Origin of the sequence: Corynebacterium felinum, from assembly GCF_030408755.1 — a bacterium.
Taxonomy (GTDB): Bacteria; Actinomycetota; Actinomycetes; order Mycobacteriales; family Mycobacteriaceae; genus Corynebacterium; species Corynebacterium felinum.
This window is the reverse complement of the sequence record NZ_CP047209.1, coordinates 2,117,884-2,135,053: the sequence shown is the minus strand read 5'-3', so window position 1 is coordinate 2,135,053 and position 17,170 is coordinate 2,117,884. Positions and strand designations below refer to the sequence as shown.

General features: G+C 52.5%; 14 protein-coding genes. 8 read left to right on the top strand and 6 right to left on the bottom strand.

Annotated features, from left to right (window positions below):
• Window positions 1–312 precede the first annotated feature (312 nt).
• On the bottom strand, window positions 313–1,866 hold the full coding sequence (locus CFELI_RS09080) for an IS1380 family transposase (RefSeq protein WP_290258967.1): 1,554 nt from the start codon (window positions 1,864–1,866) through the stop codon (window positions 313–315).
• 301 nt (window positions 1,867–2,167) lie between these two features.
• Here CFELI_RS09080 and CFELI_RS09075 point away from each other — a divergent pair.
• Window positions 2,168–3,363 (top strand): IS3 family transposase gene (locus tag CFELI_RS09075; RefSeq protein ID WP_374724700.1). Its coding sequence is split into 2 segments (ribosomal slippage): window positions 2,168–2,453 and window positions 2,453–3,363, totalling 1,197 coding nucleotides; the frame shifts between segments, so codons are not numbered across the junction.
• A 262-nt stretch (window positions 3,364–3,625) separates the two neighbouring features.
• On the opposite strand, the gene CFELI_RS09070 is transcribed toward CFELI_RS09075, so the two are convergent.
• The 4 genes from CFELI_RS09070 to CFELI_RS09055 form a co-directional block, all read right to left on the bottom strand.
• Window positions 3,626–4,465, bottom strand: a complete 840-nt coding sequence (locus tag CFELI_RS09070; protein WP_277104076.1) for an adenosylcobinamide-GDP ribazoletransferase — start codon at window positions 4,463–4,465, stop codon at window positions 3,626–3,628.
• Window positions 4,466–4,528: 63 nt separating this feature from the next.
• On the bottom strand, window positions 4,529–5,596 hold the full coding sequence (gene cobT / locus CFELI_RS09065; protein ID WP_277104077.1) for a nicotinate-nucleotide--dimethylbenzimidazole phosphoribosyltransferase: 1,068 nt from the start codon (window positions 5,594–5,596) through the stop codon (window positions 4,529–4,531).
• A gap of 150 nt (window positions 5,597–5,746) precedes the next feature.
• Window positions 5,747–6,274 carry a bifunctional adenosylcobinamide kinase/adenosylcobinamide-phosphate guanylyltransferase gene (locus CFELI_RS09060; protein WP_277104075.1) on the bottom strand — a complete coding sequence of 176 codons (528 nt, stop codon included), beginning with the start codon at window positions 6,272–6,274 and terminating at the stop codon, window positions 5,747–5,749.
• An 11-nt stretch (window positions 6,275–6,285) separates the two neighbouring features.
• A complete protein-coding gene (locus CFELI_RS09055; protein WP_277104074.1) occupies window positions 6,286–6,930 on the bottom strand; it encodes a DUF3043 domain-containing protein in 645 nt (214 codons plus the stop codon).
• Window positions 6,931–7,243: 313 nt separating this feature from the next.
• Between CFELI_RS09055 and CFELI_RS09050 the strand changes: the two genes are divergently transcribed.
• Complete coding sequence (locus CFELI_RS09050) at window positions 7,244–7,588, top strand: HesB/IscA family protein (RefSeq protein WP_277104073.1); 345 nt, start codon at window positions 7,244–7,246, stop codon at window positions 7,586–7,588.
• Between the two features lie 333 nt (window positions 7,589–7,921).
• Here CFELI_RS09050 and asnB read toward each other — a convergent pair whose 3' ends face one another.
• On the bottom strand, window positions 7,922–9,844 hold the full coding sequence (asnB, locus tag CFELI_RS09045) for an asparagine synthase (glutamine-hydrolyzing) (RefSeq protein WP_277104072.1): 1,923 nt from the start codon (window positions 9,842–9,844) through the stop codon (window positions 7,922–7,924).
• A gap of 737 nt (window positions 9,845–10,581) precedes the next feature.
• On the opposite strand from asnB, the gene ctaC reads away from it, so the two are divergent.
• The 6 genes from ctaC (at window position 10,582) to qcrB (ending at window position 17,155) form a co-directional block, all read left to right on the top strand.
• Window positions 10,582–11,667 carry an aa3-type cytochrome oxidase subunit II gene (gene ctaC / locus CFELI_RS09040; RefSeq protein WP_277104071.1) on the top strand — a complete coding sequence of 362 codons (1,086 nt, stop codon included), beginning with the start codon at window positions 10,582–10,584 and terminating at the stop codon, window positions 11,665–11,667.
• 21 nt (window positions 11,668–11,688) lie between these two features.
• Complete coding sequence (ctaF, locus tag CFELI_RS09035) at window positions 11,689–12,141, top strand: aa3-type cytochrome oxidase subunit IV (RefSeq protein ID WP_277104070.1); 453 nt, start codon at window positions 11,689–11,691, stop codon at window positions 12,139–12,141.
• Between the two features lie 501 nt (window positions 12,142–12,642).
• The gene (gene ctaE / locus CFELI_RS09030) at window positions 12,643–13,260 is read left to right on the top strand and encodes an aa3-type cytochrome oxidase subunit III (RefSeq protein ID WP_277104069.1); all 618 of its coding nucleotides are present in this window, start codon (window positions 12,643–12,645) and stop codon (window positions 13,258–13,260) included.
• A gap of 156 nt (window positions 13,261–13,416) precedes the next feature.
• A complete protein-coding gene (gene qcrC / locus CFELI_RS09025) occupies window positions 13,417–14,313 on the top strand; it encodes a cytochrome bc1 complex diheme cytochrome c subunit (protein ID WP_277104068.1) in 897 nt (298 codons plus the stop codon).
• Window positions 14,310–15,530, top strand: a complete 1,221-nt coding sequence (gene qcrA / locus CFELI_RS09020; protein ID WP_277104067.1) for a cytochrome bc1 complex Rieske iron-sulfur subunit — start codon at window positions 14,310–14,312, stop codon at window positions 15,528–15,530. The genes qcrC and qcrA overlap by 4 nt, the downstream gene beginning before the upstream one ends.
• The gene (gene qcrB, locus CFELI_RS09015; protein WP_277104066.1) at window positions 15,530–17,155 is read left to right on the top strand and encodes a cytochrome bc1 complex cytochrome b subunit; all 1,626 of its coding nucleotides are present in this window, start codon (window positions 15,530–15,532) and stop codon (window positions 17,153–17,155) included. Before qcrA ends, qcrB begins: the two co-directional genes overlap by 1 nt.
• The last annotated feature ends 15 nt before the right edge of the window (window positions 17,156–17,170 follow it).

Below are 17,170 nucleotides of genomic sequence, written 5' to 3'. Positions count from 1 at the left end.
CTGCTGCTGCTCGTGATGCACGTGTTTCACAAGGCATAAGGCTACCGCTATATTCTTGAAGCGCTGAAAGTTGTTTCCCTAAAAAACTCCCACCCTCATAGACGCATTACGCCATGCTAACCCAGATTTTTCATGGGGTGGGTTTGGTGGTGGTGGGTTGGGGTGGTGTGTTTGTGGGGTTGGTTGGTTCACCTTCGCCCTTTGATTCGTGGTTTTTAGGGCAAGGTGTGCGTCCATAAAGTTGTGTGGGGTTTGGGGGTTGGGGTGTGCCTGCAGTGTGGCTGCCAGATCGCGTGTGTGGGCCTAGGGGTGTTAGGGTTTTCGTTTCTTCCAGCGTGGCTGTAGAAGGCTCTGGGTGTAGCCAATAAGCGTGACCAGTGTGTGGGTGTGGGGGTTGTGCTGGTCAAGCTGGAGGATGATGCGTCTGCTGCTTGTGGTGATTTTTGATGCAACCGCAACAAACCTTACACGGATAGTCTTCGGCACCCATGTCCACCAAGGCTTGCTTGTTTCTTGGTGTGAATGATCCTTGTGGTGGCAGGCGTCGATGAGTTTCGTCCAGGTAAGAAGTTGGTGGGATAGTGCAACGATCAAACACCAGATTTGGTTCGCCCCGAATTGTTTAAACGGCAGTTTACTAAGGCCTTGGTCTTTGGTGTCTTTGATGTGTTGTTCACATAAAGACCGATTACGGTAGCAGTAGTCAATGTGTTGAATATTCCCAATAAGGTTCGTTACGCACAGTTGGGCGCGAACACCATGTTGGTTGAAAAGACTGTGTTGGCACCCTGGGTGGGGTGGTTCGATTCGTGCGATAACACGCATATCCTCGGGGTAGTCAGCTAGAAGATTCACCAAAGGTTGGTGCTCATCTATATTTGCGGTGCGCAGTAGTCCGGTGATGTCTTCAAGGAAATGGTTCTCATCACAAACCAGATCCCCTGAAGCACGCACAATCGGCACCCGAGTATCCCACCGATCACAGTCTTTGCCTGTGTGAGCACTGGTTCCCAAGTGTTGTGTATCAGCGTTGGTTGTTTGTTGGGATTGAAGGTGATGGTCAAGGGTGATGCGCGCTGTCGGCGGGGCGGAATAACCCAGAACATACCCAAGGTTGTGATCGTTGAGGAAACTGATGAATTTCTTTGTCCCACCAGCACTGTCAGCACGGATGACTAATCGTTTGCCCCAGGGTTGACCATCACTGTGATCAGGCAGGGTGGCAAGAATCTCGTCAACAAGCTGGCAGTGATCACGAATTGTGTTTGCCCCGGCATTTCCTGGTCGAAGCAGGCAGTTAAGAAACTCCCCACCAGGCAGACCGATGCTGGTGTAATCAATAAAGGCACATAACGGGTGGAAACCAAAGCCTTTCTTATAGGTAGGCGTCGCGTTTTCCTTATCGGAATGTGCGGTAATCAACGTGGCATCAATATCGATAACCAGTGGTTGTTCAACTGTTGCCACCCGATGCGGAGCGTGATCACCTAACAAATCCCACACCCTAGTGCGAGCTTGTTTCGCTGCGTGGATAAACCCTTCTCGCACATGCTCGCTGGTATCTGCATATTCTGTGATCCGCCGCCATGCGGTTGTCACTGACGGTAACGATTTTGATGCTAACGCGGTTGAAACAGAAGAAAGCAAGGTGATGTCGTGGACATCATCCCCACCAGCAATCAACGATAAAGCCAGATTCACCCACACATCCCCTAACGTGTGCGTGAGCCCAGAACGCGGCAAAGCGGAATCAAGGCAGTCACTTATTCCCACCAATTCGGCTACGTGAGCAAACGGTAACACCCCCGCACCGGATACAAGATGAGAACAGCTAGCAACCCGTGGAATGTATGTGGTAGTCTTCACCTTGAAAGTGTTTCTTTCTGCCTAGATTATTGACTTCAAAACATCTCTATTCTAGCAGGTCAAGAAGCACTTTCTTTACTTTTTGCTCACCTTTTCACCCCACACCCATGAAAAATCCGGGCTAAGGAGAATAATAAACTTTTCGCCTGTATTGACGGAACGATTATCCGAACAGATCGCGTAGCGAGTAAGAACCCGAAAACCGCCATGACCTGATGCATTCCTCCAACGGACCTGACCCCCGTTTGGTAGACACCTGATTTCCCGCTTGTATGAGGTGGGAGGAAGGTACTGTAGTTTTATGCCAAGGTTTTATTCAGATGAGTTCAAGCGTGACGCTGTTGCGTTTTATGAGAACTCGGAACTGTCTCTAGCGAAGGCCGCTGCTGATTTGGGGATTAATCGGCAATCTCTGCATACGTGGGTCAAGGATTTGGGCACTGGTAAGCGTTCTCGTGTTGCGGTGCAAAAGCGGCAAGCTCAGGCAATTTCTGAAGCTGAACGTATCCGTGAGCTTGAGCGTGAGCTGCGTAAAATGACTGAAGAGCGTGATATTTTGCGTAAGGCTGTTAAATATTTCGCGGAAGAGACAAATTGGTGATCCGCTTCCAGTTTGTCGAAGACCATCGAACCGATTATTCGGTCAAGCGGATGTGTGAGGTGCTGAAACTTAATGCCTCATCGTTTTACAAGTGGCGCAAAGCTCGTGCTGTTCGTAACACTAAAACGTGCGAGGACTCGTTGTTGGCGGTGCGTATTCTTTCTGTGTTCAACCAGTTCAATGGCTGTTACGGGGCGAAACGTATCGCGGCTGAAATTTCCGATCAGTATGAGCCTGTTAATCATAAACGTGTTGCTAGGTTGATGGCATCGATGAATCTGCGTGGGTACAGCAAAAAACGCAAGGTCAAAACCACTATTTCCAGGAAAGATCGCAGTGTTTTCCCGGATCTGGTCACGCGTAATTTCACTGCTGATCGCCCGAATAAAGTGTATGTGGGTGATATCACCTACCTACCGATTAAAGGTGGTGGGAATATGTATCTGGCCACAGTTATTGATTGTTTCTCCCGTAAACTCACCGGGTTTGCGTTAGCTGATCACATGCGCACTGATCTTATTGGTGAAGCACTCGCCATGGCAAAAGACCAGCGTGGGTCACTAAAAGGTGCGATTTTCCATTCAGATCATGGAAGTGTGTACACCTCACAGGTTTTCCAACAGCAATGTAAATCTCTTGGAGTGACCCAGTCCATGGGTGGTGTTGGCACGAGTGCGGATAACGCGCTTGCAGAGTCGTTTAATGCCACATTAAAACGTGAAGTCCTTCAAGATCGGAAGGTCTTTGACACCATGCTCCAATGTCGAAAAGAAGTGTTTTCTTGGTGTGTCAGGTACAACACCACACGTCGGCACAGTTACTTGAAATACTGCGCCCCCAACACTTTTGAAGCGCAAGCATTTGCGCTAAAATCTATCTCAGCAATCACCGCTTAAATGTGTCTACTTTTCGGGGGTCGCGCCCAACATCGAAGAAAAACACCCCTGTACCAACTATCCTTAATCGACATCAGCCGGATCTCTACATGCCATCCTGGTTATTTGGCTAATCTCCTCATCTGAGTCGAACCCTCACACACAAACCAATAGACACTCTTTGTGGGTACCTCATGCATCCGATTCAGCGCTGAAGGGAGAAAAGGTCGAGTGACGAACTTTCCGAGCAGAGCTTAAGACTCATACTCCAAGGTGATAAGCGCTATGGGGATGTGAGGAAAAAGCTCACAAGAACCGCAAGCACAGCAGCACACACGCTCGCTGTGATCTCGTTAATAAAGCCACAAGTATCGCCATTGAGTCCCTCAAATCGCTTCACACAATGGCGGGCAAGAACCACAGCCACCCCCAAGCACACAAGCACGCACACAGCGAAAACACCCGCGCCGACCAGCACGGGAAACCCTGCGAGCGATGCAATGCCGGCACCAAGGCCAATTACCACCAGCGACCACAACACAATAGCTTTGGTCGGCACAGTACCGACCACCATCGCCGCAAAACCGGTAGGTTTCATTGGTGAAAAACGCACCGACCCGCCAACCATTGTGCACAACCGACCCACCACCGGAATGACAAAAACCACCACCGACACACCAGCTGCACTCAACTGAGCAATCGAGGCGATCTGTACCAGCATCACCAGCAACGCCGAAGCCATACCAATCAACCCCGCATGCGGATCTGCCAAAATCTCCCGCGCCCGCTCAGGGGGAGCATAGGACCCCAGCGCATCAGCGACGTCGGCAAGCCCATCGAGATGCATGAAACGTGTCAATAACTGCCACGCCACCACAACGAGCGTCCCACACAACAAACCGGCAGAACCCAGCAGTGACACGCACACAGCAAGCAACGCACCTACTGCCCCCAAAACCACCCCAACCACCGGCAAACTCATCATCACACGACCACCCGTCGTGCGATCAAACGCGGTAGCCCCTTTCAGTGGAAGCACCGTCAGCCAACTCAACGCAGTTGCAGGACCCTCCACCACAGCCGGGCCATGCTCACCTTCAACAAAAAACGCCTTATCGCTCACAACGCACCCTCAAAAAATCAACCCCCCACCTTCTTCAACTGCGAAAGTGGGGGAGTGCAGACACTAATCAGCGAAACGATCCTCAGGGACCGCATCCTTACCCGACACCGCAGCAGACTCAAACGTCGCCATATCATTCATAATGTTCGCAGCCATCACCAACAACGGATACGCAGCAGCAGCGCCAGAACCCTCACCCAAACGCATACCCAACTGCAGCAACGGCTTTAAACCCAAATACTCCAAAGCAAACTGATGTGCAGGCTCAGCCGACTGGTGACCAGCCACCATCCACTTACGCGCACCCGGGGCAAGCCGATCCGCCAACATCGCAGCAGCAGTAACCACAACACCATCCAAAATGATCGGGGTGCGACGAACCGCAGCCTGCGCCAAAAACGCTGCCATAGCCACCAGCTCAGGGGAAGTCACCTTGCGCATAATCGCTAAAATATCACCCTTATCGCCACGCGCACGGAACATCGCATCCCGAACCACAGCAACCTTCCGCTTCCAGCCCTCGTCATCCACACCAGAGCCGCGGCCAGTAACAACCACAGGCTCATTATTCGTCAACAACCCCACGATCACAGCAGAAGGCGAAGTATTACCAATACCCAAATCGCCAGCCATCAACACATCAGCGCCATTATCAATCTCCTGATCCGCAATACGCTTACCCACCTCAATCGCAGCAACCAACTGCTCAGGAGTCATCGCATCCTCAACATCAATACAACCCGAACCACGACACACCCGCTCCGGGCCAGAAACATCATGATCAAGCGAAATATCAGCAACCCGAATACCAATCCCCGACGCATTCGCAATAGCATTCACACCAGCGCCACCAGCATTAATATTCACCGCCATCTGAATAGACACTTCCTTCGGATACGGTGACACCCCCTTGATCGCAATACCATGATCGCCAGCAAAAACAACCAAACGAGGCTGCACCAACTTACGCGGCGGCACCTGCCGCTGACACGCGGAAAGCCACACCCCCACATCCTCCAAACGCGCAAGAGAACCCGTCGGCTTCGTCAACGTCAACTGCATCGCACGCGCAGCATCCGCCACCTGCTCATCAGGAGCCTGGACACGAGGGAAAAAATCAGCAGGTTGCATATCAGAAATCACTCAAAACCTTTCAACACAGATGCATCAAGCCCCACCAACACACAACGGAGCAGACACCATCAAGCGGAAAACAAACAACGAAAAACACACGCGCCCATGACATGCCAAGCAATAAAACACGCAGCAGAAGAACAGTGTTTAAACGTCCTTTAATACTAGCGCCTGACCAGCAATAACAAGGACAACTCGCTCACAAACATCAGCAAGCTGAGCATTCAACGCCCCCAACTCATCCCGAAACAACCGGCCAGAATAATGCTCAGGAATCACACCCAAACCAACCTCAGGGGTGACCAACACCAAATCCTGCGCATCCGGGAACCTATTAACGGCGTCGACAAGCGACGCGCACACAGGAGAAACAGACCCCCGCGGCAACTCCCACGCCTGCTCACGATCAATCACATGAGTCAACCACGTACCCACATCATCAACCATCACCGCGCCACCGGGCGGATCACGCAACAACTCAACCGCATCCACCGAATCCTCAGTCACCCAATGCGCCGGCCGCCTAGCAACATGATGCGAAATCCGCGCAGCAAAATCCTCATCACCCGGCCACGGACGCGCCGTAGCCACATACACACAAGGGCCAGGCCCAATAAGATCCTCCGCAAAAGCGGACTTACCCGACCTAGCCCCACCTAAAACCAGCGTGCGCACACAAACCTGACTTACGCGCTCACCTTGTCGCCAATACTGACCTTCGGCTTCGGAGTACGCCAACGATGCGGCTGAGTAGCACGACCAAAAGCGTAAAAACCAATCGCAGTACCCGACTCAGTAGTATTCGGGAACTTCGCACGAACCGCACGCGAAGCAGCACGACCCAACATAATGCCCTCAACCAAGAAACCAAGCATGACAACCATGGCAATCGTCGACACAATCGTCGAAGCCGTCGGGAAACGCGACGTAATTACCATGATCAACAACAAACCAAGAGCAAACGGCATCACAAAATTATTCAAATAGCGACGCGAATCAATGAAATCACGCACAAACGCACGCTCCGGGCCCTTATCGCGAGCCAACAAATAACGCTCATCGCCACTATCCATACCGCGCTGAGCAGCACGCTGACGCTCCCTACGGGCATCCTTCTGAGCCTTCTTATAGTCCTTCCACTCCTGTGGCGACATCGAAGCCTTCAGCTCCTTACGCTGCTTCCTCGTCTCACCCAACGTCGCCGCCGGACTATAACGAGCCTCAAACGTGCCAGGCTGCGCCTTCGCCTGCTTCAACGAAGGAGTCGGCCGCCCCTTCTTCGGGGTATAAGCCTTCGACTGCTTCTTTGGTTCCTCAATGTTTGAATTCACGAAAACCAGAGTACTAAGTTTTGTCAACGTTTACGAAAGTCACAGCCGAAGCAACCAGTGAAAAAATAAACCAACCAAAAAACAGGTTAATTACCTGCACAGTTAAGGCAGAACAAGGACTAATTGTGAACTTCGTCTAGCCAGAAGGGGGCACAAGCGTGCATAATGGGGCGAAGATAAAAATTTGAAAAACATCACATGCGCCCCGACAACGTTCGCACACGCACAACCGCACCAGCGGCAACGCGAAGCATACGACGTCGAAACGCAGACGATGCATGATCAACTTCCACATAAAAGGAGCACAACAACAGTGACTGCACCCGCATCCAACACTGGTGTCATTCTTACCGAAGCCGCAGCGGCGAAGGCTAAGGCACTTCTCGACCAAGAAGGCCGCGACGACCTCGCACTCCGGATTGCCGTACAGCCAGGCGGCTGCGCCGGTCTGCGCTACCAGCTTTACTTCGACGACCGCGCACTCGACGGCGACAAAGAAGACATCATCGGAGGCGTGCGCCTCGTTGTAGACAAGATGAGCGTGCCATACCTCTCCGGCGCAAAGATCGACTTCGCCGACACCATCGAATCCCAAGGCTTCACCATCGACAACCCCAACGCAGGCGGATCCTGCGCTTGCGGCGACTCCTTCAACTAAAAACGCCACACAGACGATGAACACGCACGGGTAAAAACACCTACCCAAACATCACGTGTGACATAAAGCCAGAACCATCAACGCACACCACGTGCACCGACAGTTCTGGCTTTTTGCGTTCCCACCACCAGTCAACGGATAACCGCACAAATACACCCATGCGTGCTGTTAAAGACCCTTGACAGCACAACACCGCCTCACACACAGCAGTGTGAAGCGGTGTTCTTATGCGCACAATGCACTAGGGGCGAGAAATACCTGAACCACCTCGAAGCGCTCGCTTAACTACGACACGAGGGCAGTGCTGGAAGATCGCGCAGGCGGGCATCCTCGCTACAAGTAGACAGGATAATCGCGCTGCTCAATACCTGGATCAATGCGCTTTTCCACGAAAATGCCATGCCAGACCATGAATGCCAACACCGTCCACAAACGACGAGAATGATCACTCACACCCTGACGATGCTCAACCAGCATCTCCATCACGGCCTTCTTATCAAAAATCTCATCAGTGCCGGAAGCCGAAATCGTATCCTGCGCCCAGCCATACAGCTCATCGCCAGCCAACCAATGACGCATCGGGACAGGGAAACCCAACTTCTTCCGGTGCAGCACATGCGGTGGAACAATCTGCTCCATGGCCTTACGCAACGCATACTTCGTGGTGTTATTCGCAATCTTCAAGTCATGCGGAATGGACTCGGCAACCTCGAACACGACCTTATCCAAGAACGGAACACGCAACTCCAACGAATGCGCCATATTAATCTTGTCCGCCTTGACCAAAATATCGCCACGCATCCACGTAAACAGATCCAAATGCTGCATCCGTGCCACAGGATCCATATGACCACTCTGCGCATAAATAGGTGCCGTCACCTCGCGGTGATCCCACTCTCGCTTCGCCCACGGAATAACCCGCTGCATCTGCGCGAAATTAAAGGAACGAGCATTACCGTAATAACGCTCTTCCATTGTCATCGAACCACGCTCAAGCAACGACTTGCCCTTCATGCCCTCAGGCAACACCTTCGACAACTGGCGCAAACCCTTACGCAAAGGCGAAGGAATCATTTCAAAAGGAGCAAGCGACAAAGGCTCCTTATAAATGGTGTAACCACCAAAAAGCTCATCTGCACCCTCACCGGAAAGTACAACCTTCACATGCTTACGAGCTTCCTGAGCAACGAAATACAACGGAACCAACGAAGGGTCAGCTACAGGATCATCGAGATACCACATGATCTTCGGAATAGCATTGGCATACTCTTCCGGAGAAACAATCTTGACAATATGCTCCACACCAATAGCAGCAGCCGACTCGGCAGCAACATCAACCTCAGAATAACCCTCACGCTCAAAACCAGTGGTAAAGGTGAGCAGATCAGGATTATGCCGCTTCGCTAAAGTCGCGATCGCAGTGGAATCAATGCCACCCGACAAGAAAGAGCCCACCGTGACATCAGCACGCATGTGCTTCTCAACACTGTCCTCCAAAGCGCGCGCAATCCGATTAAACAGATCCTGCTCTTGGCCAGCAGGAACCTTCTGGGCACGGAATTGCGGGCGGAAATACCGAGTCTGCTCAACCTTTCCGCCAGGGGAAACAAACGCAAAGCACCCCGATTCAAGACGACGAATCTCAGCGTGTAAGCTCTCAGGCTCAGGCACGTACTGCAAATCCACGTAATGCTCAATAGCTCTACGGTCAAGCTCTAAACCTAGACCAAGGTGCTCTGCCATCTCCAGAATGCACTTCTTCTCTGAAGAAAAAGCCGTACCGGCCGAAGTGGTCGCATAATACAGAGGCTTAATGCCAAACTGGTCACGCGCAAGGAACAAACGCTGCTCCTTGGTATCCCAAATGGCGATACCAAACATGCCACGCAGATGCTCCACCACATGTGCACCCCAATGGTGGAAACCAACAACAATTGGTTCGCCATCGCCAGAAGTGTTGAAGGTGTAACCCAGGGCGGACAGCTCCTCGCGAAGCTCAATGTAGTTATAGATCTCGCCATTAAAGGTCATGGCATAGCGATCCGGCTCGCCCTCAGGTCCCCAACGAAGCGGCTGGTGAGAATGCTCAAGGTCAATGATCGACAACCGGTTAAAGCCAAACACAGCATGCTCGTCATGCCACGAACCAGCCTCATCAGGTCCTCGGTGACGCATGCAGGGAAGTGCTTTTTCAATAGCAGAAACAAACTGCTTGCCTTGGGCGCCGGCAGTGAGCACGCCGAGAAGTCCACACATATTAAGGGTCAAGCCTCCTATATAAAGAGAAAATTCTTGAATAAGAATACTCCACAATACCGCCACGCACCGGTACAGACGTGAAGACAAAACCAAACGCACGTCATTAGTAAGCCAGCATGCGGGCAGACCCTACGCGCATTGTGGATCTCTCACAGACGTCGCAACGCAAAAAACGGCGTGTCCAGTAGTGGGGTGACGCCTGACGACGCCGCTAGTGTGAATCCGTGAAAGCTAAAGGTTCCCAGACTAGCGGGGGAGGGGTGCGAAGAACATCGCGTGCCAACGTTGTGGGAACAAAGCTGGTGCCCCCACCTCCCGGGTCATTCGAAAAAGAAAACACCATGTTCAAGGCCTTTCGGGGGCTCAATCTGCACCACACTGGCGGGGGTAAAAGGTCAGTGGGAGTGTGGGCATACGAAAGGATGATAACGCCCACCAGATTTGTGAAATGGGTAACAGACTACTGGCAGCTCACGCTTTAATAACGTGCAATAAGGCATGTACAGGCCAATAAACGGAAGAACCGGTAGAAAATGAGCGTGCGAAAGACAAAGCGCGAAAGTTCCTGAAAATGGCACGTTATGCGCTATCCTGCGAAGATAGACATGGGCGCACAACTGCGCATGCCCACACCGCTACAGAGCAAAAAGATACTGGAGTAGGTGAGGGGCGAATGTGCGCATGTAAATGTCGCCCGTTGAAGAGAACTAGTGTTTAAAGGAAGGCAGACGCGCGTGGAACAGCAGCACAAGCGTGGCTTTGGTCGCAAAGCATTGCTCGGCAGTGTTTTGGGTCTTGGTGGCCTCGCCCTAGCAGGATGTGACGTGGCAGCTCCAGAAGGAGCGCTGGGTTGGTTCCTAGGCATGGGCTGGCCGAAGGGTATTACCCCTGAAGCAACCGCAATGTATAACTTCTGGGTTTGGGTTTGGGTTTGTGCCTGGATCATTGGCTTCATCATGTGGGGCCTCTTTGTCTACGGCATGTTCGCTTGGTCTGCCAAGCGCGCAGAGAAGAATGGCAAGGGTGAATTCCCACGTCAGACCCAGTACAACATCCCGGTTGAGTTGGTTTTGACCATCGCTCCAATCTTGATCGTGATGGGTCTGTTCTTCTTCACTGTTCAGACTCAGGATAAGGTCACCGCTTTGGATAAGGATCCAAAGGTTGTCGTTGACGTCACCGCTTACCAGTGGAACTGGAAGTTTGGTTACCAGAAGGTTGCCGGCGAACTGACCAAGGATGGTAAGGACTACGACGGTATCGATAAGGAACGCCAGGATATCGCAGAGGCCTCCAAGATTGATCCAAACGGCAACAACCCAATCAATGGTCGTTCCAAGTCCGATGTTTCCTACTTGCACTTCAACAAGATCGAAACCCTCGGCACCACCGAAGAAATCCCAGTGTTGGTTCTTCCTTCGAACACAGCCATTGAGTTCCAGCTTGCATCTGCTGACGTAAGCCATGCGTTCTGGGTTCCAGAATTCCTATTCAAGCGCGATACCTACTCGCACCCAGAAGCTAACAAGCAGGAGCGTCGCTTCCAGATCGAAAAGATTGAAAAGGAAGGCGCATTCGTCGGCCGCTGTGCTGAAATGTGTGGCACCTACCACGCGATGATGAACTTCGAACTGCGCGTTGTTTCTCCAGAGAAGTTCGCTCAGTACCTAGAGTTCCGCAAGGCTAACCCACAGGCACAGAACTCCGAAGCTCTTGAGTCTATCGGTGAGGCTGGCTACGCTACTTCCACCGCACCATTCAACTCCGGTCGCGTTGACACTCGTGACGGCGCTAACGCCCGCGACAACCACGGCGCTTAAGAAAGAGGAAGGTAAAAGAACATGCGCGGAACCGCAAAAATCATGTACGGCATGACTGCCTTCTTAGGCATTATGTCTCTGATCTACTTCTTCTCCACCATGTACGTGGACGATTCGGGCAACCGTTTCATCGAAGGGGCTGGCTCTTACAACTTTGAGTGGGCTGGTGGCGTCTCCATGATCCTGGCCACCCTGTTGTCCCTGATGCTCGCCGGATACCTGCACTTCACTGACAACCGCATTGATATTCTTCCTGAAGACTGGGAAGAGGCGGAGATCTCTGACGGTGCTGGTACCTTGGGCTTCTTCTCCCCATTCTCGATCTGGCCAGCAGCTATGTCCGGTGCAGTCGCAGTACTCGGCTTCGGTATTGTGTTCATGCACTACTGGATGATCATTATTGGCGCTATCCTTCTCATTTACACCACGACCATGCTGAACCTGCAGTACGGTCTTCCGAAGGAAAAGCACTAGTCTTTCTTTGACACGAAGTTTCACACCACCTCCCTTTCCACCTTGGCAGCTACACAGCCGGCGGAGAGGGAGGTGGTTTTTGTCGTCGTATGAAGTTCCACAAAAGTTCCCAGAAGATTCCAAAATTTTTTTTGGGGGAGATTGCGGGGGTAATCAACCGATAAAACCGCAGGTAGTTGAGGGGCAAACTTAAGTATGAGAATTCTAGAAATTCTCGCTCAACGATGTGAGATAACTCTCAACAAATAGCAGTATGGATTTTGCCCAAAGAGTACATTTTTATGTTCAATAAAGTTTCTAGCTTTTCAAGACTGCGAAGAAAATAGCTTTTGACCTGCTTGTATTCTTCTAGCCACTTTTTTAAGGCAGGGGGGACGTGTAGGGAAGAATAATTTTCCCCCAATGGAACCGTTTTTAACAAAGATGACGCGGTCGAAAGTTCTTGGAAAAACCTAGGCGCGTGACGTGACTTTAGCAAGGCAAAAGGCCATACTAGATAGCGTGACGAGCGCAATTGGAAACCCAGATATGGCAGCAACACCACGTGTTGCGGCACTGAACCGCCCAAATATGGTCAGTGTCGGCACGATCGTGTTCCTGTCTCAGGAATTGATGTTCTTCGCCGGCCTGTTCGCGATGTACTTCACATCGCGAGCCAACGGTATCGGTAACGGCTCTTGGGAGCATGGGGCAGATCATCTGAACGTCCCTTACGCAATGGTTATTACAGCCATTCTGATCTCCTCCTCCGTTACTGCACAGTTCGGCGTCTTTGCTGCAGAGCGCGGTGATGTGTTCGGTCTGCGTCGTTGGTACGCAGCGACCATCCTGCTTGGCTCTATCTTCTTGCTTGGTCAGGCATACGAGTACTACCACCTGGTAGAGCACGGCCTCACCATTCCAGGCAGTGTCTACGGATCTACCTTCTACATCACCACCGGCTTCCACGCCGCACACGTGCTTGCAGGTGTGCTTGGTTTCGTAGTGGTACTCCTCAGGATTGCAAAGGCGAAGTTCACCCCGGCTCAGGCAACGGCGGCAATGGTTGTGTCTTATTACTGGCACTTCGTTGACGTTGTGTGGATCGGCTTGTTCATCACCATTTACTTCATTCAGTAGGCCGTATCGGCCACGAGACGTAGCTTCTTCCACACGGCGTTCAACACGCGGGGAAAGTCCCTATTTATAGCGTGTTGAATGCATGATGTGGGGGAGAGGACACGTCGGGAATATGGCCTACAGCCCTTCACTTTCCATGATCGAGACATAAGGAAAATGATGGATACCAACCCCCAGACCCCCGAGATGGTTGCAAAAACCACCTCGGCCAACGCAGCTAAGAAGGCGAAGTCGCGCCGTAAGGCACGCCGCACTCTAGCTGGCGCTATGGCACTTGCCCTAGGTCTGACTGGTACCGGCATTTTGGTTAATGCTGTTACCCCAGACGCGCAGGTTGCTACCGCTCAAGCTGACGAGCAGGCTCTTATCCAAGAGGGTAAAGACCTGTACGACGTCGCCTGCGTTACCTGCCACGGTGCAAACCTTCAAGGTGTTGCCGACCGCGGTCCATCCCTCATCGGCGTTGGCTCCGGCGCCGTTTACTTCCAGGTTCATTCTGGCCGTATGCCAATGCTTCGCAACGAAGCACAGGCTGCACGTAAGACTCCTCGATACACCGAGGCTCAGACTCTCGCTATTGCGGCATATGTTGCCGCCAACGGCGGTGGCCCTGAGATCGTGTACAACGAAGATGGTACCGTGGCGCAAGAATCCCTGCGTGGTCACCAGTTTGATGGAAAGATCAACCCAGCTGACGTAGCTCGTGGTTCCGATCTTTTCCGTCTAAACTGTGCATCTTGCCACAACTTCACTGGTCGTGGCGGCGCACTTTCCTCCGGTAAGTATGCGCCTTACTTGGATCCTGCTAACGAGCAGGAGATTTACCAGGCTATGTTGACTGGCCCTCAGAACATGCCGAAGTTCTCCGATCGTCAGCTTTCGGCTGATGAGAAGAAGGACATCATCGCCTTCATCAAGGCAGCTAAGGAAACTCCATCTCCTGGTGGTTGGAGCCTCGGCGGCCTCGGCCCAGTGGCTGAAGGTATGTTTATGTGGCTTGTTGGAATCGTGGTCCTCGTGGCCGCCGCTCTGTGGATTGGATCGCGCTCATGAGCAATAACAACGAAAAGAAATACACGGACAAAGAGTTGAACTCTATGTCGAACGAAGAGCTGGCTCGCCTCGGCACCCAGCTTGATGACGTCACCGTTGCATACCGCAAGGAACGTTTCCCAATCGCTAACGATCCTGCTGAGCAGCGTGCAGCTCTCGCAGTAGGTGTGTGGTTCGCTATCGGCATCATCGCAGCTATCGGCTTCTTGGCCGTTTACTTGGCTTGGCCTTGGCATTACAAGGGCCACGGTGATGACGGCCTGTGGATGTATACCCTATACACCCCACTGCTGGGTCTGACCGCTGGTTTGGCTATTCTCTCCTTGGGTATTGGTGTTGTTCTTTATGTCAAGACGATCATCCCTGAGGAAATTGCTGTTCAGCGCCGTCACGACGGTCCTTCTGAAGAAGTTGATCGCCGTACGATCGTTGCTTTGCTGAATGATTCTTGGGAAACCTCGACCTTGGGTCGCCGTAAGGTGTTGCAGGGTCTGATGGGCCTGGGCGGTGTATTGGCCGGTTTGGTTGTTATCGCTCCTCTTGGCGGTATGGTCAAAAACCCATGGAAGGCTGGCAAGCTCGGCATTCAGGGTGACGGCACCTTGTGGACCTCCGGCTGGACCTTGGCTAATGAAGGTGTCAAGCTGTACCTCGGTCGCGATACCGGCGCATTGGCTGTCAAGCACGCTTCTTCTGCAGGCGAGCACTACACCACTCAGGGTGTTACCCGATTGGTTCGTATGCGTCCTGAGGATCTGTCTGCAGCTGCTATGGAGACCGTATTCCCACTTCCAGCTGATGCTGTTAACGATGGGGATAAGTACGATCCACATGCTGAGGTTTACGAAACCCACATGCACTCGATCCACGGCCCACGTAACGCTGTGATGCTGATCCGTCTGCGTTCTTCTGACGCAGCGAAGGTTATTGAGCGTGTTGGCCAGGAAGAGTTCCACTACGGCGATTACTACGCCTACTCTAAGATCTGCACGCACATTGGTTGCCCTACCTCCCTCTATGAGGCTCAGACAAACCGCATTTTGTGCCCGTGCCACCAGTCGCAGTTCGACGCGCTGCACTACGGCAAGCCTGTCTTCGGCCCTGCCGCACGTGCTCTGCCACAGCTGCCGATCACCGTTGACGAAGAGGGATACCTCATCGCCGCAGGTAACTTCATTGAGCCTGTCGGCCCGGCATTCTGGGAGCGTAAGTCCTAATGAGCACTAAACTCGCTGAAATCGGCAATAACATTGACTCGCGATACACCGCCGCTGCGGGTATTCGCCGCCAGATTAACAAGGTCTTCCCAACGCACTGGTCGTTCATGCTTGGTGAGATCGCACTGTACAGCTTCATCATCTTGCTGCTGACCGGTGTTTACCTGACCTTGTTCTTCGATCCATCTATCACCAAAGTCATCTACGACGGTGCATACCTCCCACTGAACGGTGTGGAGATGTCCCGTGCGTACGAGACTGCTTTGAATATTTCCTTCGAAGTTCGCGGTGGCCTGTTCATCCGCCAGATGCACCACTGGGCTGCCTTGATGTTCATGGTCTCTATGACCGTGCACATGCTGCGTATCTTCTTCACCGGCGCTTTCCGTCGCCCACGTGAAGCCAACTGGATTATTGGTTGCGTGCTGCTGCTACTGGGTATGGCTGAAGGCTTTATGGGTTACTCCCTGCCTGATGACCTGCTTTCCGGTGTTGGTCTGCGTATTATGTCCGCGATCATCGTGGCACTGCCAATCATTGGTACGTGGCTGCACTGGCTGATCTTCGGTGGCGACTTCCCATCCGATTTGATGCTGGATCGCTTCTACGTTGCTCACGTGTTGATCATCCCAGGCATCATCCTTGGTCTGATCGCAGCTCACCTCGCGCTGGTGTGGTACCAGAAGCACACCCAGTTCCCTGGACCAGGTCGTGCTGAAAACAACGTTGTTGGCGTTCGTATTTTGCCACTGTTCGGTATCAAGGCTGCCGCATTCGGTTTGGTTACCGCTGGCGTTCTCGCCCTCATGGCGGGCCTGACCACCATCAACGCAATTTGGATGCTTGGCCCTTACAACCCTGCACAGGTTTCCGCTGGTTCCCAGCCTGACATCTACATGCTGTGGACTGACGGTTTGGCTCGTGTCATGCCAGCTTGGGAGCTCTACCTCGGTAACTACACTGTCCCTGGTGCATTCTGGGTAGCTTTGCTCTGTGGTCTGATGGTTGTTGTTCTGGTTGCTTACCCATTCATTGAGCAGAAGATCACCGGCGACACCGCTCACCACAACCTTCTGCAGCGCCCACGCGACGTACCAGTTCGTACCTCGCTTGGTGTCATGGGTATTGTCTTCTACTTCCTGGTCACCCTTTCTGGTGGTAACGACCTGTTTGCATACCACTTCCAGGTTTCCTTGAATGCAATGACCTGGGTCGGGCGTATTGGTTTGATCATCTTGCCTCCACTGGCTTACTTCGTCACCTACCGCATCTGCATTGGCCTGCAGCGTTCCGACCGTGAGGTTCTCGAGCACGGTATGGAAACCGGTGTTATTAAGCTCATGCCGAATGGTGCGTTCATTGAAGTTCACCAGCCACTTGGTCCGGTCGACGAGCATGGTCACCCAATCCCGCTGCCTTACGCCGGTGCTCCTGTTCCAAAGCAGATGAACCAGCTTGGCTTCTCTGGTGAACCTGGCCGTGGCTCTTTCTTCAAGCCTGATAGCGAAGAAATCGCTGCCAAGGCTGCGAAGATTGAAGAGGAAAACCACCACGAGCAGGTTGAGATGCTGGCTAACCTGAATAAGGCTAACCGCGCAGCCGATGAGGAAAACGGTCTCGTCTAACATTTTCCACTCTGC

What these genes read in the sequence shown, in the direction of transcription:
- qcrA (WP_277104067.1), top strand. Translation starts at nt 14,310, where the DNA reads ATGAGCAATAACAACGAAAAGAAATACACGGACAAAGAGTTGAACTCT.
- qcrC (WP_277104068.1), top strand. Translation starts at nt 13,417, where the DNA reads ATGATGGATACCAACCCCCAGACCCCCGAGATGGTTGCAAAAACCACC.
- qcrB (WP_277104066.1), top strand. Translation starts at nt 15,530, where the DNA reads ATGAGCACTAAACTCGCTGAAATCGGCAATAACATTGACTCGCGATAC.
- asnB (WP_277104072.1), bottom strand. Translation starts at nt 9,844, where the DNA reads ATGTGTGGACTTCTCGGCGTGCTCACTGCCGGCGCCCAAGGCAAGCAG.
- ctaF (WP_277104070.1), top strand. Translation starts at nt 11,689, where the DNA reads ATGCGCGGAACCGCAAAAATCATGTACGGCATGACTGCCTTCTTAGGC.
- cobT (WP_277104077.1), bottom strand. Translation starts at nt 5,596, where the DNA reads ATGCAACCTGCTGATTTTTTCCCTCGTGTCCAGGCTCCTGATGAGCAG.